Origin of the sequence: Mesorhizobium sp. M7A.F.Ca.US.005.03.1.1, from assembly GCF_003997975.1 — a bacterium.
Lineage (GTDB): Bacteria > Pseudomonadota > Alphaproteobacteria > Rhizobiales > Rhizobiaceae > Mesorhizobium > Mesorhizobium ciceri.
Map to the genome: position 1 here is coordinate 1 of NZ_RZRO01000107.1, position 22,255 is coordinate 22,255.

General features: G+C 59.5%; 18 protein-coding genes and 4 pseudogenes. 7 read left to right on the forward strand and 15 right to left on the reverse strand.

The window, feature by feature from the left end:
• From EN990_RS29690 to EN990_RS29705, 4 genes and pseudogenes are all read right to left on the reverse strand, one after another.
• Positions 1 to 273, reverse strand: a pseudogene (locus tag EN990_RS29690) (ABC transporter permease); the annotation flags it as partial.
• Positions 274 to 361: 88 nt separating this feature from the next.
• Positions 362 to 1,969, reverse strand: coding sequence for an ABC transporter substrate-binding protein (locus EN990_RS29695; RefSeq protein WP_127369787.1), 1,608 nt, complete (start codon positions 1,967 to 1,969; stop codon positions 362 to 364).
• A 119-nt stretch (positions 1,970 to 2,088) separates the two neighbouring features.
• Complete coding sequence (locus EN990_RS29700; protein WP_023809364.1) at positions 2,089 to 2,442, reverse strand: Rieske (2Fe-2S) protein; 354 nt, start codon at positions 2,440 to 2,442, stop codon at positions 2,089 to 2,091.
• Positions 2,443 to 2,453: 11 nt separating this feature from the next.
• Positions 2,454 to 3,536 carry an amidohydrolase family protein gene (locus EN990_RS29705; RefSeq protein ID WP_127369788.1) on the reverse strand — a complete coding sequence of 361 codons (1,083 nt, stop codon included), beginning with the start codon at positions 3,534 to 3,536 and terminating at the stop codon, positions 2,454 to 2,456.
• Between the two features lie 134 nt (positions 3,537 to 3,670).
• Between EN990_RS29705 and EN990_RS29710 the strand changes: the two genes are divergently transcribed.
• The 3 genes and pseudogenes from EN990_RS29710 to EN990_RS36355 form a co-directional block, all read left to right on the forward strand.
• On the forward strand, positions 3,671 to 4,528 hold the full coding sequence (locus tag EN990_RS29710) for a LysR family transcriptional regulator (RefSeq protein ID WP_127369789.1): 858 nt from the start codon (positions 3,671 to 3,673) through the stop codon (positions 4,526 to 4,528).
• Between the two features lie 205 nt (positions 4,529 to 4,733).
• On the forward strand, positions 4,734 to 5,690 hold the full coding sequence (locus tag EN990_RS29715; RefSeq protein WP_164766175.1) for a hybrid-cluster NAD(P)-dependent oxidoreductase: 957 nt from the start codon (positions 4,734 to 4,736) through the stop codon (positions 5,688 to 5,690).
• Positions 5,691 to 5,913: 223 nt separating this feature from the next.
• Positions 5,914 to 6,090: pseudogene (locus tag EN990_RS36355) on the forward strand (peroxidase); the annotation flags it as partial.
• Between the two features lie 323 nt (positions 6,091 to 6,413).
• Here EN990_RS36355 and EN990_RS29725 read toward each other — a convergent pair.
• From EN990_RS29725 to EN990_RS29760, 8 genes are all read right to left on the reverse strand, one after another.
• The gene (locus EN990_RS29725) at positions 6,414 to 6,875 is read right to left on the reverse strand and encodes a DoxX family protein (RefSeq protein WP_338039906.1); all 462 of its coding nucleotides are present in this window, start codon (positions 6,873 to 6,875) and stop codon (positions 6,414 to 6,416) included.
• Between the two features lie 97 nt (positions 6,876 to 6,972).
• Positions 6,973 to 7,452, reverse strand: a complete 480-nt coding sequence (locus EN990_RS29730; RefSeq protein WP_127366925.1) for a tetratricopeptide repeat protein — start codon at positions 7,450 to 7,452, stop codon at positions 6,973 to 6,975.
• A gap of 28 nt (positions 7,453 to 7,480) precedes the next feature.
• Positions 7,481 to 8,452: an MBL fold metallo-hydrolase gene (locus tag EN990_RS29735; RefSeq protein ID WP_027162032.1), complete on the reverse strand. Its 972-nt coding sequence runs from the start codon at positions 8,450 to 8,452 to the stop codon at positions 7,481 to 7,483.
• A 94-nt stretch (positions 8,453 to 8,546) separates the two neighbouring features.
• Positions 8,547 to 8,771, reverse strand: a complete 225-nt coding sequence (locus tag EN990_RS29740; RefSeq protein WP_127366926.1) for a DUF680 domain-containing protein — start codon at positions 8,769 to 8,771, stop codon at positions 8,547 to 8,549.
• A 59-nt stretch (positions 8,772 to 8,830) separates the two neighbouring features.
• Entirely contained in the window at positions 8,831 to 9,076 is a 246-nt protein-coding gene (locus EN990_RS29745) for a DUF680 domain-containing protein (protein WP_127366927.1), read from the reverse strand.
• A 281-nt stretch (positions 9,077 to 9,357) separates the two neighbouring features.
• Positions 9,358 to 10,200, reverse strand: a complete 843-nt coding sequence (locus EN990_RS29750; RefSeq protein ID WP_127368733.1) for an anti-sigma factor — start codon at positions 10,198 to 10,200, stop codon at positions 9,358 to 9,360.
• Positions 10,197 to 10,739 carry a sigma-70 family RNA polymerase sigma factor gene (locus tag EN990_RS29755; protein WP_027162036.1) on the reverse strand — a complete coding sequence of 181 codons (543 nt, stop codon included), beginning with the start codon at positions 10,737 to 10,739 and terminating at the stop codon, positions 10,197 to 10,199. Before EN990_RS29755 ends, EN990_RS29750 begins: the two co-directional genes overlap by 4 nt.
• A 560-nt stretch (positions 10,740 to 11,299) precedes the next feature.
• A complete protein-coding gene (locus tag EN990_RS29760) occupies positions 11,300 to 11,881 on the reverse strand; it encodes a GNAT family N-acetyltransferase (RefSeq protein ID WP_198032098.1) in 582 nt (193 codons plus the stop codon).
• A gap of 138 nt (positions 11,882 to 12,019) precedes the next feature.
• Here EN990_RS29760 and EN990_RS29770 point away from each other — a divergent pair.
• Positions 12,020 to 12,376: pseudogene (locus EN990_RS29770) on the forward strand (homospermidine synthase); the annotation flags it as partial.
• A 711-nt stretch (positions 12,377 to 13,087) separates the two neighbouring features.
• A complete protein-coding gene (locus tag EN990_RS29775; RefSeq protein WP_206519187.1) occupies positions 13,088 to 13,345 on the forward strand; it encodes a cytochrome ubiquinol oxidase subunit I in 258 nt (85 codons plus the stop codon).
• 544 nt (positions 13,346 to 13,889) lie between these two features.
• Here EN990_RS29775 and EN990_RS29780 read toward each other — a convergent pair.
• Positions 13,890 to 14,786 (reverse strand): ankyrin repeat domain-containing protein, encoded by an 897-nt coding sequence (locus EN990_RS29780; RefSeq protein WP_127368734.1) that lies wholly within the window; start codon positions 14,784 to 14,786, stop codon positions 13,890 to 13,892.
• Between the two features lie 208 nt (positions 14,787 to 14,994).
• On the opposite strand from EN990_RS29780, the gene EN990_RS29785 reads away from it, so the two are divergent.
• The gene (locus EN990_RS29785; protein WP_164768974.1) at positions 14,995 to 15,237 is read left to right on the forward strand and encodes a helix-turn-helix domain-containing protein; all 243 of its coding nucleotides are present in this window, start codon (positions 14,995 to 14,997) and stop codon (positions 15,235 to 15,237) included.
• Positions 15,238 to 17,995: 2,758 nt separating this feature from the next.
• Here EN990_RS29785 and EN990_RS29800 read toward each other — a convergent pair.
• The gene (locus tag EN990_RS29800; RefSeq protein ID WP_063173930.1) at positions 17,996 to 19,387 is read right to left on the reverse strand and encodes an FAD-binding oxidoreductase; all 1,392 of its coding nucleotides are present in this window, start codon (positions 19,385 to 19,387) and stop codon (positions 17,996 to 17,998) included.
• Between the two features lie 1,661 nt (positions 19,388 to 21,048).
• Here EN990_RS29800 and EN990_RS29820 point away from each other — a divergent pair.
• Positions 21,049 to 21,783 (forward strand): ATP-dependent DNA ligase, encoded by a 735-nt coding sequence (locus EN990_RS29820; RefSeq protein WP_338101350.1) that lies wholly within the window; start codon positions 21,049 to 21,051, stop codon positions 21,781 to 21,783.
• 44 nt (positions 21,784 to 21,827) lie between these two features.
• Here the strand turns inward: EN990_RS29820 and EN990_RS29825 are convergent.
• Positions 21,828 to 22,255: pseudogene (locus tag EN990_RS29825) on the reverse strand (caspase family protein); the annotation flags it as partial.

Consider the following 22,255-nt stretch of genomic DNA (forward strand, 5'->3'; position numbering starts at 1 on the left):
CCGATATCCGGTGCGGCTCGCAAACGAAGAGCCGAAATCGCCATGGAGCATCTGGGCGACCCAAGCGAAGTAGCGCTCGACAGGCGGACGATCGATGCCGATCTCCCGCTGAAACGCGGCGACCGTTTCGGGCGTCGCCGACTGCCCGAGCGTGGCCTTGGCGAAGTCGCCTGGGAGCATCGCGATCGCAGAGAAGATGATGATGGACACGATAAACAAAGTGACCAGACCGAGGCCAAGGCGCTGCAGGACCGTTCTTGCGACGGGGTTCATGTGCGTGGCGTTTCCCTTTGGGCGGCAACCCTGCACTCGGAGCCAGCTGACCGGAGCCTCAAAACCATCGCGGCTCCGGCCCGCCATCTCATGCCGTGGCGATCCACCAGCGTTCGGCCATCTTCAGTCCATCGTTCTCCCAGTTGGGCGCCACATCACCGTGTGCGAGCTTTTTGGATTGGGCGCTGACGAAATTGTTGAAGACCAGCACGATGCTGCCGCCGTCATCGTGGGTTAGTTGCTGCATCTCGGCATACATCGCCGCTCGTTTGGCTTCGTCCGTCTCGGCGCGTGCCTGGACAAGCAATTCGTTGAAGTGGGGATTTTTCCAGAACGTTTCGTTCCAGCTGGAGTCCGCGGCAAAGGCTTGCGTGAACATCCAGTCGGCGGTTGCCCGACCGCTCCAATAGGAAGCGCACCAGGGTTTCTTCAGCCAGACATTGTCCCAATAAGCGTCCTCGGCCTCACGCACGACATTGACGTCGATGCCGCATTGGGCTGCCGTTTCGCGAATGAGCGAAGCCGCATCCACCGCCCCCGCAAAGGCGGCATCGGCCACCGAGAGGTCCACCTTCAGGTTCTCCATTCCGGCCTTTTTCAGGTAGTGCTTGGCTTTTTCCGGATCGAAGCTGTGTTGCGGTTGCGGATCCTTGGCGAATTTGATGGCCGGCGCGATCGGGTTGTCGTTGGCCACAGTGGCGTGGCCAAGAAAGATCTTGTCGACGATTTCTTGGCGATTGATCGCCCATTTCAATGCCATTCGCACGTCCGGATTATCAAACGGCGCCATCGTGACATTCATCGGCAAGGTATAGTGCCCGTAGCCAGTGACCTCGACGATTTCCACCTTGGGATTGCGTTTCAACATGCCGAGGGTTTTGAGGTCGGCGCGGCCGATATAGTCCACCTCCCCCGTGGATAGCGCCGCCATGCGAGCGGCGAGATCTGTGATGGCGATGAACTCCACCTCGTCGAGATAGGGCTTGCCATTCTTGAAGTAGTTTGGATTGCGCTTGAGCTTGGCCGAAACGCCGGGCTGGAAATTCTCGAGGACGAAAGCACCGGTGCGAACGCCTGAAGCCCAATCCGCCTTGCCGTCCTTGGCCGGCATGATGACCAGATGGTAGTCACTCATGATGTAAGGGAAATCGGCGTTGCCGCTCTTGAGCGTGAAGACCACCGTTTCCGGGCCGTCCGACTTGACATCGGCGACGGAGTCCAACAGCGACTTCGCCGCCGATTTGGTGTCCTTGCCCATGTGATATTGCAAGGAGGTCACGACGTCATCCGCCGTCACGGTCTTGCCGTTGTGAAAGGTTGCGCCTTTGCGCAGCTTGAAAGCCCAGGTTTTGGCTCCATCCGAAGTTTCAAAGCTCTCGGCGAGGTCCGGTTGGACATTGCCTTTGGCGTCGACCTCAGTGAGGCTGTTGGACAGCGAGCCCGAAAATGCGGTTTGTGTGAACGTGTCGGGGTAGCCGGCCGGATCGATCGAATCCGTCGTCGCGCCATGAGCCATGCCGAGCTTGGCGAAGCCGCCCTGCATCGGTTCGGCCCGCGCCGTGCTCACGAACAGCCGGTCGGCGGCGGCAACGGTCAGGCCCGCGGCCAGCCCAAGATGAATGAATTCGCGGCGGGAAACCTTGCCGCCTCCGACCAGGCTTTGCGCGATACCAAGCTTGTATTCAGATTCTGACATTTGACTCTCCCATTGCGGAGTTCCCCGCGTTATTTCTCGTCAAGCACCGGCGAACAAATCTGCTTATTGGCTCCGCCACCTTCCTTCGAATTTTTCCAATCCCAATCGGCTTGCGCCAATCAGGCCGTCACGTAGATGCCGCCGGCTTCGACGGTGACTGGAAATGTGCGCGCGCGAACGGAGGGATCGACCAAGGCCGCGCCTGACTTGATGTCGAACTCCCACCCGTGCCAGGCGCATCGAACGATCTCGTTTTCGCGATGATAGATGAATTGCGCCTGTTCAACGGGCGCGGTTGTGCCGCATTGCGGCCCCTCGCAAAGCGGAGCGCCGCGGTGCGGACAGACATTCAGCAGCGCGTGGAATGAATCTCCGATGCGGAAAATCCCGACCGAAAGGCTGCGGATCTTGGCGATGAACGGAGACCCTGTTTCGATCTCGTCGACGCGGCAGATATATGTCTTCTCGGGCATCGTATGCTTCCTCAGGCGGCATTCGCGGCTTGCGCGCGGGGGATGCGTTTGTAGACTTCCAGCGCGTTCAGTCCCATGATCTTGCTCTTCCATGCAGGAGGGATTTGCAGCGTGTTGGCATCGTCGTAATCCCAGTGCGGATAGTCTGATGCAAACATCAGCGTGTTTTCGCCGTCCATCGCTTCGAGCGTGGACCAGAGATGTTGGATGTTTGCAGGCTGCTCCAGCGGCTGCGTGGAAAAGCGGATGTTGCGCCGGCAATATTCAGACGGCAGCATCTTCAGCCATGGCGTCTCCTTGCGCAGCGCTTTGTAGTCGGCGTCCAGGCGCCAAAGGACCGACGGAACCCAGGCGACGCCGCACTCGATGATCACGAAGTAGAGGTCCGGCCATTTCTCGAAGACGCCATGGGCGATCATGCTTGCCACGTGCGACATCGCCGACATGTGCAGAATGGCATGCGTTTCCCAGAAGAATGTCGTCGGAGCAGGAGCAATGGCAGTTGAATTCACGCCGCCATGCCCGCCCAGATGAATGGCGAATGGCAACCCCACTTCCGCGCAGGCTTCGTAGATCGGATGGTAAAACGGGTCGCCATACGGCTTGACGGACCCCTGGGAGGCGAGAACCTGGACCATGCGCGGATGGCTGCCAAGACGGCGTATCTCGGCGGCAGCGAGCTTCGGATCCTGTGGCGCGATGATGATCGAGCCCATGAACCGATCGTCTTTCGGCAACCACTGATCGATCTGATAATCGTTGTAAGCGCTGACCAGAGCGCTGGCATAGTAAGGGTTAGCCAGTGTCGACGCCTCGAAAGGCTCATCGCCGGTCAGGATCGCCACGTCGACTTTGTATTTGTCGAGGTGCTTCTCTTTCATGATGAGATAGTTGTCGGCTTCCGTTTTCGGACGGATGTCCTTGCGGGAAAAGTCCTGCGGGTGGAACCAGGGCCGATGACCATGCGGAAAGGCCCCAACGGGCCCTGTTTTCTCGCCCTCGATGAACATGTCTTTCCACAAGCCGGAGAGATAGGGCTCCAACACAGTAGCGCTTGACCAGTAATTATGACAGTCGCAGTCGACTATGAACACTTCTTCCGCTCCGTATCCGTATCTCGTCCCGGCGGCGCTGCCGGCCGCTGATGTGCTACAGCTTCCGCCTTGAGTATTGTTTGATCAAGCTTATGATACGTGGAATATGATCGAGTTTTTCGATTGGAGATTTCATGCAACTTGATCACATCGAGACCTTTCTGGACATCATCGAATCGAGAAACTTCAATCGCACCGCGGATCGGCTAGGATTGACCCAGTCGACGATCAGCACCCGCATCAAGAACCTCGAGAGCGCAATCGGGTCCGAACTGTTCCAGCGCGGACGCGCCGGGGCGGAACCGACCGCCGCAGGACGCCGGTTCGAAGCTTACGCAAGATCCCTGCTGTCCACATGGTCGCAGGCTCGCCACGATGTCCGGGCGTTCAATCGTTTCGAAGGCACCTTGCGCGTCGCCGCGCAGGTCGGGATGACCCGCTCGGTTTTGCCGGGTTGGGTGGAGACGCTGTGTCAGGCTCTTCCCAAATCGTCGATCCATGTCGAGTCGGATTATTCGAACCAGATGGTCAGCGACCTAAGCATGGGAAATCTCGACATCGCAGTGCTTTACGCCCCACGATACCTACCCGAAATCTCCTATGAACATTTGATGGTTGAGGAATATGTGATGGTTTCCACGGTAGCCAGAACCCTCTCCGAGGTCGATCCTGAAACCTATATTCGTCCTGGCTATACGGCCCTGCTGGAGAAGGCCCATGCCGAATTGCTTGGCGAGTTGGCGATCTGTCGCCTTTCCATGGGATCGGAAACCTTGGCGGAGATGATGCTACGGCGCGCGGGCGGGACCTGCTATATGCGAAGTGACGATGCGCGCAGGTTCGCCCTCGAACGCCCATCGTTCATCGTCGAAGGTGCTCCGACCCTGCATCAGCCGGTACACACGGCCATCCTGGCGCGCCGCAAGCACGAACCGATCATCCGCAAGGGAATCCGCGCCCTTCACGTTGCCGTGATGTCACTGGATATGTAATCGAAATAATCGATCATAACTCGCGAGGGAGGCTCCTGTTATGGCGGGCCTGGAAATGGCATCTTGGCTCTACTTCAAACCGAGATGAGTGATGAACGCACACGTTGGGACCCCCGGCCTCCTCCCGATGATGCGTCATCGGCAATGGGCACAAACCACATCGCAGCTCGTACTCTGCCGTCGTGTAATCGAGGAGACGCCCGATGTGAAAACTTTCGTTTTCACATCCCCGACGGATCGGATGTTCTGCTTCAGCGCGGGCCAGTATGTGCTCGTGCACCTCAAGATCGAGGGTGCCGCGGTGACGCGCTCCTACTCTGTTTCCTCACCACCGACGCGACCGCTCGACCTGCAGATCACGGTGAAGCGAACACCGGGCGGCCTGGTTTCGAATTGGCTCCACGACAATTTGGGGGCGGGCGACGAGATCGAAATCGAAGGGCCGCTCGGCTCATTCAATCTCGATGACCTGCCATATGAAACGCCGCTCTTCCTTTCGGGCGGCAGCGGGATAACGCCCGTGATGTCGATGTTGCGTGCGCTTACCGACCGCGCAACCGACCAGGATATCTCCTTCATTCATAGCGCCAGAACGCCAGGTGATATAATCTTTCGACGGGAATTGGACGCACTTGCCTCTCGCTTCCCCAACTTGCGGGTAACGTGCGTTTGCAGCCAGGAAGATCGCACCTGGAGGGGGCCAACTGGCCGAATAGACAGTCAGATGCTGCTGACCCTCGTTCCCAATCTCCACAGGCGCACCGTTTTTGCCTGTGGACCCGAAGGGTACATGAAGACGGCACGGGCCTGCCTTCACGCAATAGGCTTCCCGCCGGCGCAGTATCACGAGGAGAGTTTCGGAGGCAGCAATGGTTCGCGGTCGGAATTGGCTTCAGCGATTTCGTCTTCGGTCCGTTTCGCCCGCTCGGGCGTGGAGCATCACTGCGCGCCCGGAGAGACCCTGCTTGAAGCGGCACGGAACTGTGGCATCTACATCCCAACCGCCTGCCAGCAGGGCGTTTGCGGAACGTGCCGAATAGCTAAACTATCCGGCGAAGTTGCCATGGACGATCTAGGCGGGCTGAATGCTGAAGATAAATCGGCCGGCTATGTCCTGGCATGTTGCAGCCGCCCGCAAGGAACGGTTTTGCTCGACGTTTAACTCGGCGTTGTTGACCTTTGAAAAGGCCGCCTTGCGCGCGCTTGGCCTCGAGGGTCTGGTCTCAAAATGTTGCCGCCGCCGTCGAAATGGGAGCAGAGCCGCAACCCTTCCTCCTGGTTTTCGGGTCTACCACCCGCGCACCCGTGGCACCGTTCGACTTATTCCAACCCTTACTGAGCTACAGACGCGAATGTCAGCTTTAGGGCTCGAAACGTGGCAGCGCATTGGCCGGCCGCCAGGCAACTACGATCGGTTGCTGGACTTCAGCCGCGCGGTCACCGGCACATTGTTCTTCGTGCCGGCGACGACATTTCTGGAGAACGTTGCGACCCGGGAAGCAGTCACCTCGACCGCTGGTCCGGCCCTGTCGGACGGATCTATTCGGAGTCATCGTAAGTAGGTCCGCCAGACCATACAGTACGAGGAAACGGCTTGGCGACCCGTACAGAGAACGCTGACCCTCAGCGACTAGCACATCGTTATCTGTCAACTGGTTACGAGGCGGTTCGCCCAAATTCAAGAAGCTAGGCCCCCCATTCGCTGATCGCATTTATCTTACACCCATCGGCAGCTTTGCGCCTCAAATCGGCCGATAGGGCGGCCCTATCCGTGCCGTTAAGCGGACGTCGATGAACGGCACGCCACGAACGGCTTGCGCCATCTGGTCACCCGAGGCGTTTGTGGCGTGCCGAGTTGATATGAGACCCAGCGTCTTGGTCGAAATTAGAACGGGAGCTTGATATCGCCCACCGACAAAGGGCTACCGGCCGCTATGAGCGCGGCAACCGTCTCTCTGTCCTGTTGCCGGCGCCTCATGAGTCCGTTCAGCACCCTGTCGAGAGATATCGCGCCGGCTCCGGCGATGGCGAGGACGAACATGCCGCCCGCTATGGCGAGATCCTTTTCCAAATGCAGCAATTCGTTCTGGCTGGCAAAATTGGTGTGGAACAGGGCTGCCGTTGCCAAACAGAACAGTCCGAGCGCGACCGCGCCCAGACGCGTCAGCAGGCCCAGGCCGATCGAAAGACCGGCTCCCAGCTGCAGCGCTATGGTGGCCATCAGAAGCGGCAGGCTGACGCCGAGGGCGGCCATGGCTTTTGCGGCACCGTCGAAATGGATCGCCAGCTCAACGCCTTCATGCACGAAGAGCAATGAGAGCAGCAGGCGACCCGTCAGCAGGGTCAAGTCGGTGAGATGTAGTTTCAAGGCGATTTGTGTCGTTGTCACGATTGGCTCCAGATAGGAAAGAGGGCAGGCGCCGCACGACGGCGCCCGCCTGGCTTCATTGGGTCACTTTGGTGTCGATGGCCTTCTGCAGGTCTGCGCGTTCCTCGCAGCCTGCCGGGCAGAGCTGGGTCAGCGATGCCAGCTGCTCCCTAGCTTTGGCCATGTCGCCGGTCTCGACATAGAGTTCGCCGAGATATTCGCGCGCCGCTTTGTGGTCCGGCTTCAGTTCGAGCGCCTTGGTGTAGTAGGTCAGTGCCGTCGTGTAATCGCCGGTCTTGCGCAGCGTGAAGCCGAGCAGATTGTAGACGTCGGCCTGCTGCGTGTCCTGCGCCAGGTCACGAAGATCGGCCAATGCACCCTTATAGTCCTTGGCATCGATCTTGGCTTTTACTGCGGTGAGGTCGGGCGCGTCGTCGCCTTCAATGTTGTCCACGGCATAGGCCGGCCCGGTGACGGCGACCGGAACGGCAGCCAGCACGGCAACGGCGCCGAGCAGCCCGAACAGGTTGTGCCTGTTGAAGAGGGAAGGTTCCATTGTCTTTCTCGCTTTGGGATTGCCGCGCTTAAATTTGCACGGGGGTGAAGCCGTAGGCGTTGCCGTCCTTGACGAAGGTGCCGGTGCCCGGGAACGGGAAGTGCGAACCGGAGATGCGGATGTTGTCGGCAATCACGCGATCGATCAGTTTGTGGCGCGTGGTAATGGCCGTCGGCCCATCCTGGTCGTAGGTGCCTTGCCAGTCCGGATGCGGCGCCAGCAGTGCCGGCACATACATTGTGTCTGCCGAAATCATGATCTGCTCCTTGCCGGAGTTTGCGAGGTAGACCGAATGGCCTGGCGTATGACCGGGCGCGGCGATGATCTGCATGCCAGGCGCCACTTCGGCGCCGTCCTCGACCAGCTTCCAGTTCTTCCATTTCGGGAAGTTTTCGGCGATGCGCTTGCCCGCCGGCTTGCGCCCTTCGGGCAGCTTTGCCAGTCGGCCGGGGTCGGTCCACCACTTGTATTCCGTGGCGTTGACGATGAGCTCGGCATTGGGGAACACAGGCGCGCTGGTCCCCTTTTCCATCAGGCCCCAGACGTGGTCGGGATGGAAATGCGAGATCATGATGGTGTCGATAGTCTTGTAGTCGATGCCAGCGGCGGCCATGTTGGCCGGCAGATGGGTGGCATTGGTTTGCCATTGGCCGACGCCCGAACCGGCATCCATCATAATCACCTTGCCGTTCATCTTGAGGACGACGACGGTGAGCGGGATAGGCATGAAGTCTGTCGTCAGGCCGGCCTTGGCAAGGGCTGCCTTGGTGTCCTCGACGGAGACATCCTTGATGAAAGCTGGGTCGTGCGGTTTGCGCCAGATGCCGTCATAGATGGCGGTGATCTCGATATCGCCGACCATGTATTTGTAGAAGCCAACGGCCGGCTCGACTGCTGTTTCGGCGAAGGCAGGACGGGTGAATTCCAACCTGCCGGCGAGGCCGAATGCGGCAGCGGCAGTTGCGGACCCAAGCAACGTGCGACGTGTCATGTTAAACATGATGATCTCCTGTGTTAAGAGGTGGGGGTGGCGGAAAGCCAAGCGTGGCCCTCCGTCCTGATTGCCGAACCTATCGGTCCTGACCGGATGAAACTCAGTTGCCCCAGATGCCTTGGCCGTACTGCGCCGACACGCTGGCATCGCCACCATGGATCTTCTTGACCTCTCGGATCGAGCTGGTGTGCGAGGTGTCGATTTTTGAAGCCGAATGGCTGGCGACCGGCTGGCGGGAAGTGTTCGAGCCGTAGTGGTCGCTGCCGGCGAAGGCCGTGCCACTGGCAACGAGGATGGCGGCAGCCGTAAGGACGATCTTTTTCATTGAAACAGTTCCTGATCTTGAGGATTGAGAGAAGTTGTTGTTTGGAGGTCGAGGCGCGTTCAGCGGCCCCAGAGTCCGTCGTTGTTGTGCCGGTTGATGATGTCCTGAACCGACCCCTGGCTCGGCCCGGTCGTCACCTTGGAGTCGACGCTGTCCTGACGCGGCGTGGAGGGAATGGAAGCAGTAGCGTTGGTGTCGACGCTGGTGGCCGGCTGGTTGGAGTTGTTGGCGCCATGGTCGCTGCCGGCAAAGACAGCGCTTGAGGCAAGCAGCATGGCAGCCACGCTGAGAGCGAGCTTGGTCATTTTGGTAGATCCTTGTTTCGTTTCTTGGTTGCGTGCCGGGAAATTGGCCCCGCTAACAACAAGACTCGCCAAGACATCCCTTTATTCCCGGGTGGCGCGAAATTCTTTGGAGGTCCCAAAATCAGGGACGGCGGCTGTCGGGAACTGGGCCAGCCGACGCTGCACGCGCACGTCCGAGGTCGGCACCATGCTGGTGCCGTGGGTCTGTCTGACCGCGAAGTAGCCGAGCCAGCGGTGACGTCGCACTTGATATTGGCTGAAAAGGTCTGGGCGGTCGGCTATCAGCCGGTCACGGTGGCGGCGCGGAAGCGCGCTACGAAATCGTCCAGCTCCGGCCGCTCCATGTCGGAAATCGCCCAGTAGGAGAAGGCGCCGTCGCTCCACTGCACCAGCGAAAAACCGCCCTCAGAGAGATCGACAGGGTCGGTCACAGCTCCGGCATTTTGAGGCTCGGCGACAAGGGTGATCAGATGCTCGCGGTGGCGATAGACCAGTGCCGGCACCGCCCGGCCGCCGATGACCTCGACCCTGCCACCGATGAGTGCAAATCCGTCCTTGGCCATGTCCGGCGCCGGCGGCGAAAGACCGAGCCTTGCGTCGAGCCAGGGCTTCACCGTGTGTCGGTCCGACGAGACGACATCCACCGGGCTCATCGCCAACAGGCTGCGCTGGTGGCCGCTGGCTACCCCTGCGGCAAAGCCATCGGCTACGCCAGGCTGCATCGCCCATTGCGTTGCACCGCTGGCCAGCACCGCGCTGAGCATGATAGACGCCGCCATGGCGCGCCAATCGAATGAGCCGAAGTTGCGCGCCGACCACCCCGTTCGATTTGCCTTCGCTGGTGCCGTCGGCGCTTTGGGGCGCAGTACCTCGACATTGCCGGCAGCAGCCATGGCTGCGATGCGCGCGCTGAAGGCGTCGCTGACTTGCGGCTGCGGAAGTCCGGCCACAGCCCCTTGCAAGGCCATGACGCGGGCATGTTCGGCCGCCAGCTTGGGGTCGGCGGCTATGCGCCGCTCAACGGCTATGGCCGCGGCGGCGTCAAGCTCGCCATCGACCAGCGCGTGCAGCATCAGGTTCATGCCTGCGGCATCCTCGGGCAATCCGTCGTTGTGCGCGCTCATTGCGCCCTCCCAAGGCCAGAGATCAGCAGGCCACGCGCCCGCGCCAGCCGTGACATCACCGTACCCATCGGCACGCCTAGCATGGCCGCGATATCGCGGTAGGCGAGGCCATTGATGTCGCGCAGCACGAGGGTCTCGCGAAACGGCTGCGGCAGGGCGGCGATCGCGGCTTCGAGTGCTACGGTATCTGCCTTGGCGATCAGGGTCGCCTCCGGGCTCTCGCTGTCGGGTGGATCGGCTGCGTGAGCGGAGCTCACCTCGTCGAGATCGGCGAGATCGCCCACCGAGACGATGCTGCGCGGGCGGTTCCGCGCCAGCCATGTGTAGCACGCATTGCGCACGATGGTGAGCAGCCAGGCGCGTGCATTGCCGCCGGCATAACTGGCGATGCTGGCATGTGCCTTCATGCACGCGTCCTGCACGACATCCTCGGCGTCGGTGGCATTGCCGGTTAGCCAACGGGCCAGCGAAAGCGCGTCGGCGAGATGAGGCATTACCACTTCGCTGAAGCGGTCGGCCTGCGCATTGCTGCTTAGCATTGGTGTACCGTGATATGCGCCTCGCCTTGAGTGCCCAGGAAGCGAAGATGGTTCTGTCTTGCAAGCGAACCCAGCGGAAGTATTTAGGGTCGCCAGCTGCGGTGAATGTGAAGGCAACTGTTTCATCGATGTCAATCACACACTGGACCGCAACGATGCATCCACCCCGATGCGTTCTCGCATCCGCGGCGTCTGAGCTCTCTCGATCCCGACTGGGCAGGACGTTTAAGGCAGACAGGCTGGGAGCCGCAGGCGGCCAACGCGTCGCCTTCACCTGGGAATGCGTTGACCATTGCCGTCGCGGTCGTCGGTGTGTGGGGTTGCAGGGGGACGTTCCTTCAAGGTCAATCAGCAGCGTATGCATGGAAGACCAGGGCGGGCGGCGTTTTATTCCCGGATAGCGAAAAATCTTCTTCGCAATGTAAATTGGTCCGCCCGAGCCAGCTTTTCAACGCTCTTTAGCCTGCGATATCAACCTTCCAGCTCAGCCGATCAGAGCCGGTCGAAATTCGGGCATTGCCAGAGCAAGGGTTTTGTCCATCACTTTAGCCAATTTCCGTCTAGCCGAGAATGAGGCGCATGGCGCAGCGCCTGCTTGCCGGCATCCCGTGTTCGATCTCCCGACGCAGTATTTGACGAAGCCGGTCTCCCGCATGCGTCTCGCCCAGCACCTGAAAGCCCAGCTTCTGATAGAAAGGCGCGTTCCAGATCACATCCCGAAACGTTGTCAGGGTGATCGCAACAAGGCGGCGCTCCCTCGCATCTGTGATTGCTTTTTCGAGCAAGGCGCGTCCGATACCTGAGCGTTGTCGGTCAAGGCGCGCAGCTAGTTCCCAGATGTGCAATGTGTCGTCCTGGATCTCCGCGCTCAGGAATGCGACCGTCCGGCCATCCTGCTCCACCGCTACCCAGCACGTGCCCTTGGCGATAAGTTCACGGTGACGCTCGACGGTCTGGTTTTCGTCATCGGCAATCCAGGCCAGCTCCGCAACTTCGCGGTAAGCGTCACCCTCCGACTGTTCGATATCGGGTAGTGCGTCCGCGTCAGCTACCTGCGCTAAATGGTGGTCATGGAGTTGCCGTCGTGGCTTCCAGGGTTCTGCAGAGAATAACGTTGGAGTGTCCCTCCGGCCAATCTGCAAACTCAGCTACACGCACAAAACCGGCCTTTTCATGCAATCCTGGCGCCTGGAAATCGTGGCTCTGCACCCAGATCCGCCGAACACCCCTAATGGCAGCCTCGGCGGCGAAGGCGTTCAACAACTTTCGCGCATATCGTCGACGGGATAGATGAACTTGGCGTGCTTCTTTAGGGCCATTCAAGAAACGCGTTTTGGTACGGTTCGCAGCTCGCGATTGAAGACACGACAGCTCGTGCCCCATCACAATGCTACTGGGCTTCAGGTCACGTCGGCTGTGCTCGCAGGCATGTCTGGGCGCTTGAAAACCCCGAGGCCGGCATCGTGGAAGTTGAAGATCTGGACTTCCGGCGCTGCCTGGAGATCCAGAAGCCCTATCTTGGCTCTCTCGTTGGTGTCTATACGGACTGGACGCCTCTGGATGGCCGGCCTGGGCTCTTCCCGGAGGACATCGACACATCCGATCCCTGGCAGTTCCGGAATGTGCTGGTTTCATGATAGCCGCCGGGCAGGGCAGCGGCGCAACGGGTTTCTGCTCCGGCAAAGCTGCCGACATGGTTCTCTCCCGGCGCGGAGGCAATTGGCGTGGACCGACGATTCCGTACGGAAGGTCTCGTCCAACTCGAGACGTTAGAGTTGGCAATAAGGAAATTGACCTGATGGATCTCACCACACGGCTTGTCGTCGCGATCGGGCTTGGCGCGCTTCTTATCGGGGCGTTCATTCTCATATAGCCGAATGTGACGTTTCAAACGCCTTTCACGCGTTACATTGCCTGTCGTGCGGCAATTCTGGCGGGACTGGACGGCAGCATCGATTTCTCGTCCTGCCGTCGCTTGTCCGTTGGTCGGATCGCCCTGTGCCTACCCAGAGAAGCGCTTTGACTAAGCGAGCTGCAAGCACACCGAAGCATGGATTGCCGCAGACGGTTCCCATCGCCCCCGGGTGTCGTTGCGCAGCTAAGCAGCACAAGCACGCAAGCTAGGTGCGTGCTCTATCGCCTCTGGCGCGGTCACGCCTGAGAGTTGCAAGCCGTACGACGCGGCAGAACAGCTGGTTTCAAAATCCGGCATCGACACCGTCGCCAATTCCCATAGCTTGACCACGGCACTGAAAACGCGCTCCCGCCACAGCCGCCGCTACTACGGAAGGTGATGCGATTCTCGCCGGCTCGCCTGCATCCAGAGGGACGAGGACTTCGATCCTGTATTGCTATCGCGACTGCAGTTCGGCTGGGTCATCGGCTGGCACATCCTGCTGCCGGCTATTACTGTAGGATTGACCGCGTTCATCGCGATGCTGGAAGGCCTCAATTTCTTGACCGGAAGGGACATCTATCTCCGCATCTCGACGTTCTGGATCAAGATTGCGTTCGGGATGGGCGTCGTCACCGGTGGCGATGGCCCAGGACGGCGTGAAGGCGCGGATCGAGGAGATCATGCCGAAATTGAGACGGCGGAAGGGTGAATGAGACGGCTTGCAGTTGCGCGCACGCGTACGCGTCCACCGAATGTGACATTAGCGCAACCTGATTGAGCTAACGAACACGCGAACAGAACAGTCGCTTGACGATCAAGGCAGACTGCGACAGCGTTTGCCGTCCGGGGGTAAGCGGCGCACGGCTCGTCGAGAGCTAGTAAAAAGGGGCAGGGGCCTTTCTCGACGAGCCTGCCTCGGACATACCCGCTCGCTAAGGGAGATCGGCGACAAGGTGCGGGTCGAGGAGATCACGCCGAAGGTGAAGAAGCGCTGACGTCGTCCTAACTTCAAATTAGCCCGGAGAGGTGGAATAGCCTGGCAACTCGCACGCCAAGGCCAATAATGGTTTGGCCATCATTGGCGGCGAAATCCCAACCGCAAAATACTGCCCAGCCAAAAAGCAGGATTGAGAAGCGCATTAGCACATTCTAAAATAGATAAATTGAATAAGCGTTAAAGGCTTCTTTTGCGCGCTGGCATTGGCAGGGCTTCCCCAGTGCGCTTTTACAAAGGGGCGATACTGGGTAGGGGTTCAGGGCAGCGGAATCGGCTTGTCGCTGAGTGTGCGCAAGTACGCGATCACGTTGACCCGTTCGGTCTCGTCCGGGACACCGGGCGTCTCCATCTTGACGCCCGGCGTTGTGAGCATGGGCCCGAAGAGATATGTGTTCAGGTCCTCATACGTCCATACACCTTCCCAGCCCAGCAATGTGTCGGAGTAACGCATACTTGCCATGGATGCCTTGTCGCGGCCGACGACGCCCCACAAGTTGGGCCCCGTCTTGGTCTCTCCCTTTGGCTCGGCATTGTGGCAACCGTGACACACATGGGTGAAGTAGGTTCGGCCTTTCTCGACATCCGCATTTGACAATTTCATCGAGATAGGGGCTGGCGTTGGCAAGACGACGCCGTGCGACAAGAGATAGGCGGCAACTTCATGTTGCCCCTTGAATTTTGCCATGTGGAGCGGTGTCTTGCCGTCCTTTGTCTTCGCATTCACATCGGCGCCGGCCTCGACCAGTGCCTTCACGCAATCGAGACAGCCGGATCTGACGGCGATGTGAAGGGCGGATTCACCGCCGCGCTGCGCATTTGGATTTGCGCCCCCCTGCAGCAACAGATTGATCAAGTCGACCCTGCGTTTTGCCAAAGCCGGCATGAGGGGAGGTCCCAAAAGCGGCGTCGGGGCAACGTTGGCGTCGGCACCTCGTTCCATGAGCAGTTTTGCCGCCGCAAGATGCCCGCCCCTAACCGAAAGATAGAGCGGCGTTGCTTTTCCATCGCTCTCGTCGACGCCGGCACCGGCGTCGAGCGCTGCCGTAATTGCCGCGACATCTCCCTTCACGGCGGCGTCGTGAATGGCGGCGGCATGCGATACAATCGGGATGTGTGCAATCAGCAGTGAAATGAAAAGCAAGGACATGCGCATTCGGCACCCCTGTGTCAAACCGGAGGACGCGGCACGCTGCGAGAAGGGATGACTTTAGTCCGAATGCTTAATCGCGGCAATGTATTTCAGCAACTGCTGTCGTAAGCACATGAGTTGTCCGGATTAGGTAGCACGCGAGTTGTCCGGTTTTATCGCCAGCGAATGGAGGCTGGGGATGAAGCGGGCAGCGTGGCTAGAGGACCGGAGAATGCAGAAGTTTCGGGATGTATTGAGCCGCTGGAATGGCGGCGATCTTTCGATGATGGAGGCAGGCGAGTTGCTGGGCATGTCGGAGCGGCAATTCCGGCGTTACCGCGAGCGTTACGAAGAGGCTGGGGAGGCTGGGTTGCTCGACCGGCGTTTGGGCAAGCTTTCGACGCGCCGGGTGCCGCGGAGGGGATCGAGGAGATGCTGGAACTTTATCGCCACCGCTACCTTGGCTGGAACCTGAAGCATTTCCACGAATACCTGCTGCGCGATCATGACTTCAACTGGGGCTACCCCTTCATCGAGACGCAGCTTCATGCGGCTGGGCTGGTGGAACGGGCCAGGCGGCGCGGTGCTCACCGGCGCAAGGAAGTCGTGCGAGGGGAACCTCTACAAATCCGACGGACCTCACGGTCGTCTCGAACACTGCACGAGACAGATTTGCGGGCATTCGGAACTTGCGTCGTATCCCGGCCTTCAACTCACCCCGCTCTGTAATAAAGCAGGCCATTGCTGCGTCCTTCCGTGAATCCAGCGCGAGCTTCTATGAAGCCGGAGCGGTTCTCAATTACTGCGGATACCACCCGAGGTTCGGTTTCTCCGCCGTCAACACTGGACGACAGGTTCTGGATTTTGAGAGCGTGCTCTCTTTGGATCAGGAGGCCGCCATTCCGTCCAACCCAAGCAAGTGGTTTGGTTAGACCAGACGGACCCTAAGCTGTCGTTCTCATTAGGTCGCGATTTCTAAGCAGTGCTCAGGAACGAGCGCTGGCTTCGGCAGCACGATTTTCTACGCGAGCCGATCCAGGTACATCTCGAGCGCCGAGATGGGCTGATGATCGAATTGCAAGACGCCAGGTCAGGCGAATTGTCACTGATTTCATCGCTGGTGTTCCTAAGCACCGCGGAGCGAGGCCATCAGCCTGTTTTCCTCATCGACGAACCCGAGCAGCCTTCACCCGAACTGGCAGCGCGAGTATGTCGAACGTGTAATAACCTCCACATACTACAGGCAGACCCATGTGGTCATCGCGACCTATGCGCCTCTTGTCGTTACAGGCGCCTTGGCGTGGTCCAAGGACGTCGTTGGGTCTTCCAGATGGTCAACGGCTGGCCGCTGCGCATTCCGCTCGTGGATTCGACTCCCACGAGTATAGAAGAGGTCCTTTGGCGAGCCTTCGATGTGGTTACGCCTGCCATTTCGCCGTGAATGAGGCGAGGCGGGCTTCTTGCTCTACGTTGAAAGCCACTGAGGGTGAGCCCGCCGCCTATTGGGGCGCCGGCGGCGGACCCTGTGTAAGCGGCTACATCCTTTTGAATCGACCGCTCAGAGGGTCAATGTGCCACTTGAGGGTGAGTTCCCTTTAGGATTCTAGGCAGTGCGGTTTGGGTAGCGTCCAGATCGCCATGCGACTTCGATTTTCAAGCGCGACATAGGCCATCAGGCGTAGTTGTAGCAAGACCAGTGTACCGGTAGCATATGGAGCCTGGACATTAGGCCCACCCTCGTGTCCAGCTATGGTCGGCACGGTCGCTCAACCCGTTTTTGGTCTGTCTGATCGTGCCGACTACCGCCCCCCAGGTCCCCTTCCAAGGGCTTGTGCTTTGGTGGCGATTGTCCGCAGTCGGACAGGAACGTAAGGTGAAACTAGCGAGGACTTTGCGCGGCTCCGCTACTGCGGGATTGCGCCTAGTTGCAACGGCCAGAACAAATCAAGGCCAAAAGCGAGCCGCTAGGCGCTACCCAGCCGTAGACCCAAAAGAATGGCCGGTGCGGGGATGCTTAGGTTGGAAGCGTGGGCCGCACCTGCCATTGCGGGATAGCTCTTAGGGATCATCCCCCGCGCTGCCTAATCAGCGATTGCTCAATTGAGACTGACGTCCCTACCCAGCCGTAGGGGGATAGCTAAATCCAGCTAGGGGAAAGACCGTTGCGCACAAAACCAAAGGAGCCGCTAAGCAGTTGACCGTTGCACCGCTGGCGATCTGTGCACATGACGCCGACCCATCCAACGTCTATCCTTAAGCCGGTGAGGGAACACCTGAACCGCCAAGGGGCGGCGGACATGAAGGCGTACCGCCCGGCGGGCAACGCCTGAATCCAACATCCGGTTGAATTGGCCCGCTGCCGAGAGGTGGCGGGCCTTATTCTTTGTGTTGAACGATGTAGCTATTGCTGACGGCGTTGCTCCCAACACCGCGCGTGACAACAACGGTGGTGTACCCGGCGGGCAGGGAACCGGTGACAGTCTCGTCGAGGGGATGACATCGTCCGACGATTTCCCCATTTGGCGCACCTGCGAGCCTGTCTTTCAGAGATGCCTTACACACGTCAAGCGACGCATATGTGGTCGGCGCGGCATCAATGGGCCTGCAGACGACAGCCTCGCCTGGGCTGCAAGAGAGTAAAAGCAGTACTGCTGCGGTTGCCGGATCCATTGTCGAAGCTCCACTGAGACGAGCCTCAACGCAGATCGACGGCCTTTGTTGCACAGGCAGCCCTGGCGGCGGCCCGCTGCCGAGAGGTGGCGGGGCTAATCCCTATTTCGCAAGCGAGTTGCCGGACAGCTCAAAAACCATCGGCTCGCCTCTGAAATCGGAATAGCGAATCCATCGAGGCGAAATCGTAAAAAGTTGTGCCCCTTGCTTTAGAAACTCCGCTTCAAGCGGACAGTTGGCAACGTGGACATCTCTCAACCGCTGTAATTCGTTAGCCTTGGCAGGTCGGGCCCGGCCTTCGATTTTGAACCGTGACATTTTCATTCCAGCCGATCACCATGGCGATCCGGCTGTCTCGTTTGATATTTGCCAGCTTCCGACTTCCGGGAAAGCTGTCGAACACGATGTTGAGGTCGTTGCCCAACGTCACCTGTATGACGGCTGCCTCTGGAGACCCGTCCGGATGCACGGTGCTGATAGCCCCGAGCTTATGCCTAGGTGCCCGCGATCATGCTGACCCCAAGGGAACTTTCGATCAGTTCGCCTCAGTTTGTCGAAGGCGCTTAATGTGTCGCGGCCGAGATGTTTTGGTTGACGCTAAAAAAGTTGGTCGGGTCGTATTTGCTTTTCACTTCCGCAAGCCGTCTGTAGTTTTCGCCGAATGAGGCGCGGATAACTTGGTCCGCGGGCTCGCTCTGAAAGTTCAGAAGGTGCATTCCGCTCGAATGCGGCTCGAACGCATCATACATCGCGCGTACCCAGGCAATATGCCTTTCGCTTTCGGCCGGATCCACCCACTGCGCGGTCATTCCTATGTTGTATTCCGCGCCGCGCTGGGCGAAGGCGGATTCAGCGCGACTGATCCTGCCTGGCGCGCCGCCATAGAACTCTACGATGCAGGCCGAAAGAGGCGACTTCATCCGATTTCCATGCTCGACAAGCAGGTCTATGATCGTGTCGGTAAGTTGCGGAACGAAGCTCGCCTTCCAGAAATTGTGGGTCCCGTCCGGGAAAGCGCCGTCAAGCAGCTTCTGCATCGTCGGGAAGGGCATTAGCTGGATGGCATCGAGCATTGGGGGACCGAAAGCTCGCAGCGGCGCCAGCACACGTGCGCCTTCTACCACGTCACCGCACCAGCATGCGATTACGCCGACCGCCGGCATACCGTCCGGCGTCGTCAGCATGGCCGCGTAGGCAGTCAGTTCCTCCGGTGCCGTGGCCATGAAGTCACGATAGAAGCGCAACACCTCACCGGACTTGTCGCGTGCGTGAACGATCAGGCCGCCGAGCACTGAAGATATTTGCTGCGCTCGGAAGGTGAAGCAGGTGACGATGCCGAAATTACCGCCGCCGCCGCGCAAAGCCCAGAACAGGTCGGGGTGTTCTTCCATGCTGGCCGTCAGCAGGTTGCCCTCCGCTGTCACCAGCTCAAACGAAATCACATTGTCGCAGCTCAGTCCGTGCTTGCGCACCAGCCAGCCTACGCCGCCGCCGAGCGTCAGACCGGCAACGCCGGTCTTAGAGACGACGCCGACCGGCACCGCCAACCCATGCAAATGCGTCTCTCGGTCGAGATCGCCAAGCGTCGCGCCGCCCTGAACTCGCACGGTCTGGGTCTTGGCCTCAACCATCACGCCACGCATGGCGGAGAGGTCGATCACGATGCCGTTGTCGCAGAGCGCGCGCCCGGCGACATTGTGACCGCCCCCACGCACCGCGACAAGAAGGTCGTTTTTAGAGGCGAATTTCACTGCGTGGATTACATCAGCAACACCGAGGCAGCGTGCGATGAGTCCAGGGTGTCGATCAATTGCCGCGTTCCAAATACGGCGTGCCTCGTCGTAATCGGCATCAGCGAGCCGGATAAGGCGGCCAGCCAACCCCGAAGCGAACTCATCGATGAGGTCGGCGCCAATCGGCATGCCATTGCGACTTTGAAGCTGCGTCTCTAACATATCCTCCTCCTCAACTTCTCACCGCGTAAGCTCAAGCCTCGCGATGAGAAGTAGCATAACACCAGTTGGCGGGCCTGTGACGCCGAAAACACCTTCGATCCGATAAGTGGCGCTCGGTGCGGAATGGCCGCTTTTGCCAACTGGATTCTAGGAAGTTGCCAGTCGGCTCGCGGCCCCATGACAGTCACACCAAGCAACGGAGAGGCGCACGCCACCAGCCGAGCAGCTCGCACACCACGGTATACCTCGACTAACGTAACACCGCCGCCGGTTGCGGCGTAACATCTGGGTGGATATCGACTATCTGTGACAGGGTAGCGTCAGTCCTAAACCTTGAGGTGACAGGGCCGCAGAGTAGCGAGCCATCGGGCAAAAATTGAAAGGCCGGAAGGGTTGCCGTACGGGTTTACCAAGGCAACGACGCTAGGTCTGTTCGCGGACGGTGGAACAAAAACCGCGCTGTCGAGATTCGGTCGTTGCACTGTTCCCATTCGGTGCTTTCCCCATGAGAACTGCCCACTGGCCTGACGGCTGGCGGGCTTTTTTGTATCAGCGGAACCTTATTACTCATGCTCAGTTCTTGGCGGCAGCGCCCCGCACGCTGCTGGCCAAGGAAAGGCAACCCTTGGCCGGGCCCGCATCGGTCCTCACCCAAGCGGTGCGGGCCCACTGTCGATGCTGCCGAGCCCGTCTTCACACCCTTGGGCGTATCTTTCGAACAGTTCCACCTTTTCTGGATAAGGAAGGCGGTGTAAACGCTGGCAACCTTCGCACCGATAGTGGGCGGCAACGATGAACCAACGCCCTGGCTTGGTGAACTCGTTTCCACATCCGGGGCATTTGAGTGTCATCTCAACCGAAGATAGTTTCTGGGAGAGCGGCATCAGGTCGCGTAACTCAAACTGCCGACGCCAGAATCAGCGTTATCCCCACCACCGTCGACGCATAGATCGTGGCTAAAGCACGATCGGTCGAGGAATACTCGGCGGGTGTGCGAGGCCGGCGAAGTCGGGGCCTCGGAATGTTTCGGTGCCCACGGGACGTTGGCGGAAGCGTTGTCATTGCAAGCGCGCAAAGATAGACGCTGGGCTATATCGGCGGCGATCAGAGAATAGTCCGCCACCAATTTCGACCTGTCCGAGACAATGGAGATTTCACGTTGCAACATCGCGCGCCTCCCATGAGTTCTCCCAACTGACGGGTCTAAATTATGTTCCGCCAATTTTGAGAGGGGTGCTGCTGCCGATGTGCTGGCGCGGCTAATCTACCAGCAACAGGAGCGGCTTGCTTTGGCTGCTCGTGCCAAATCACCTGCCGCAAGTCGCGCATGTCGACCTGCTGTCCGCACGTCGGGCAGGTATAGAAGTTGTCGTCCTCATCGGCTGGTTCGCCGCCGTGCTCCTTGCCGGGAATGGATGGTCCACGTCGGACGGCCTCGCCATGGCTGTCAAACAGTCAATTCGTCTAAAATGTTCCGGAACCATTTTAGCGCATGCTAAATTGAAACGCAGTCTTGCGGGTCAGTTCATGCGTCTGAAGTTCATCAGGCCAATGTTTCCCAGGCTTGTCGAGGTCCCCCCGACAGGAGACAACTGGATTCACGAAATCAAGTACGATGGCTATCGGACGCAAATCATAATCGAGACGGCACGGCCCGAGCGATCACGCGAAGAGGCTATGACTGGTCATCGACGTACAAGACGATTGTCGAGGCGGCGGCAACCCTTTCACCCAAGTCGGCAATCATCGACGGCGAGGCAATCGTCCTCAATGGGAAGGGCGTGTCGGATTTCCATTCGCTGCGGTCCGCAATGCGATGGGCGCCGGATCGGATCATCTTCGTCGCCTTCGATCTGTTGCACCTGGACGGGGTCAACTTGCGCCCAGCACCTCTGCTGGAACGTCGGGAAAAGCTGCTCGAACTCGTCGGGCCTGCCAAGGGCGTGATCCAGTACAGTCACCATGTGCATGGCGGCGGGGCCGACTTCTACGCCGCGGTTGATCGCATGGGCCTGGAGGGCATGGTGTCGAAGCGGCCTGACAGCGTTTATCGGTCAGGCGACACCGAAGCGTGGCTGAAAACCAAATGCTACGAGGAAGTCGACTTTGAAGTGGCAGGCGTGCAGCTAAAACCGGGATCGGCACCACTCGCTTTGATGGCAACCCGCGATGCGGAACGCCGCTATGTCGGATCGGCTCACATCGCCCTGAACAAAGCCATGCGAGAACGCCTGTGGGCCAAGGTGCAGGAGGGGAAAGGCACGCCACCGAAGGGAGCCGACAAGCCAGACGCCGAATGGATCAAACCTGGCCTTGTCGGACGAGTGAAGACCCTTAAGCGCGAGGACAAGCTACGCCATGCGACTTTGCAGGCGATCCGTGAGGCGAAATCGTGATGTTACGAACGCCAATGAAGTAGGCCCGCCTGACAGCCCACGTCCTAAAACACACCACCGATGCCTATCCCCCCACTAATGTCTGGTGGGGGGGCTATGGGGCGTTGCGGGACGGCCTGCGCGCGTTTCGCCGCCTTGCGGCTGGGGCCGGTTTGCGAAGGGCCGTTGTCCGACGCGACTTTAGCCGGCTTGGCCTTGACGATGACCGGCTGCTTGCAGATTCTGCCGGAACGCAAAAAGAGATCGCCGAGCAATCCGACGGTCGGCTCGGTCGTGGGTGCGATCTGTTTGGTGTTTTTGTAGTAGTCGGTGAGGGCACGGATGGAGCCTGTGCCCCAATCGCCATCAACTTGCATCCGGTAGCACCCCAGGCGACGAAGTTCGGTCTGAATGCTGCGCGCAAGATCGCCTGCCTTGTCCTTTTCCGCTTCGCCCGCCGAGGCGCCGACAATGAGAGTTTCGAGGCCGGAGA

Coding starts and splice junctions, on each gene's coding strand:
- EN990_RS29755 (WP_027162036.1), bottom strand. CDS start 10,739: ATGCTAAGCAGCAATGCGCAGGCCGACCGCTTCAGCGAAGTGGTAATG.
- EN990_RS29740 (WP_127366926.1), bottom strand. CDS start 8,771: ATGAAAAAGATCGTCCTTACGGCTGCCGCCATCCTCGTTGCCAGTGGC.
- EN990_RS29800 (WP_063173930.1), bottom strand. CDS start 19,387: ATGTTAGAGACGCAGCTTCAAAGTCGCAATGGCATGCCGATTGGCGCC.
- EN990_RS29730 (WP_127366925.1), bottom strand. CDS start 7,452: ATGGAACCTTCCCTCTTCAACAGGCACAACCTGTTCGGGCTGCTCGGC.
- EN990_RS29735 (WP_027162032.1), bottom strand. CDS start 8,452: ATGTTTAACATGACACGTCGCACGTTGCTTGGGTCCGCAACTGCCGCT.
- EN990_RS29750 (WP_127368733.1), bottom strand. CDS start 10,200: ATGAGCGCGCACAACGACGGATTGCCCGAGGATGCCGCAGGCATGAAC.
- EN990_RS29710 (WP_127369789.1), top strand. CDS start 3,671: ATGCAACTTGATCACATCGAGACCTTTCTGGACATCATCGAATCGAGA.
- EN990_RS29785 (WP_164768974.1), top strand. CDS start 14,995: ATGCAGAAGTTTCGGGATGTATTGAGCCGCTGGAATGGCGGCGATCTT.
- EN990_RS29695 (WP_127369787.1), bottom strand. CDS start 1,969: ATGTCAGAATCTGAATACAAGCTTGGTATCGCGCAAAGCCTGGTCGGA.
- EN990_RS29780 (WP_127368734.1), bottom strand. CDS start 14,786: ATGCGCATGTCCTTGCTTTTCATTTCACTGCTGATTGCACACATCCCG.
- EN990_RS29745 (WP_127366927.1), bottom strand. CDS start 9,076: ATGACCAAGCTCGCTCTCAGCGTGGCTGCCATGCTGCTTGCCTCAAGC.
- EN990_RS29700 (WP_023809364.1), bottom strand. CDS start 2,442: ATGCCCGAGAAGACATATATCTGCCGCGTCGACGAGATCGAAACAGGG.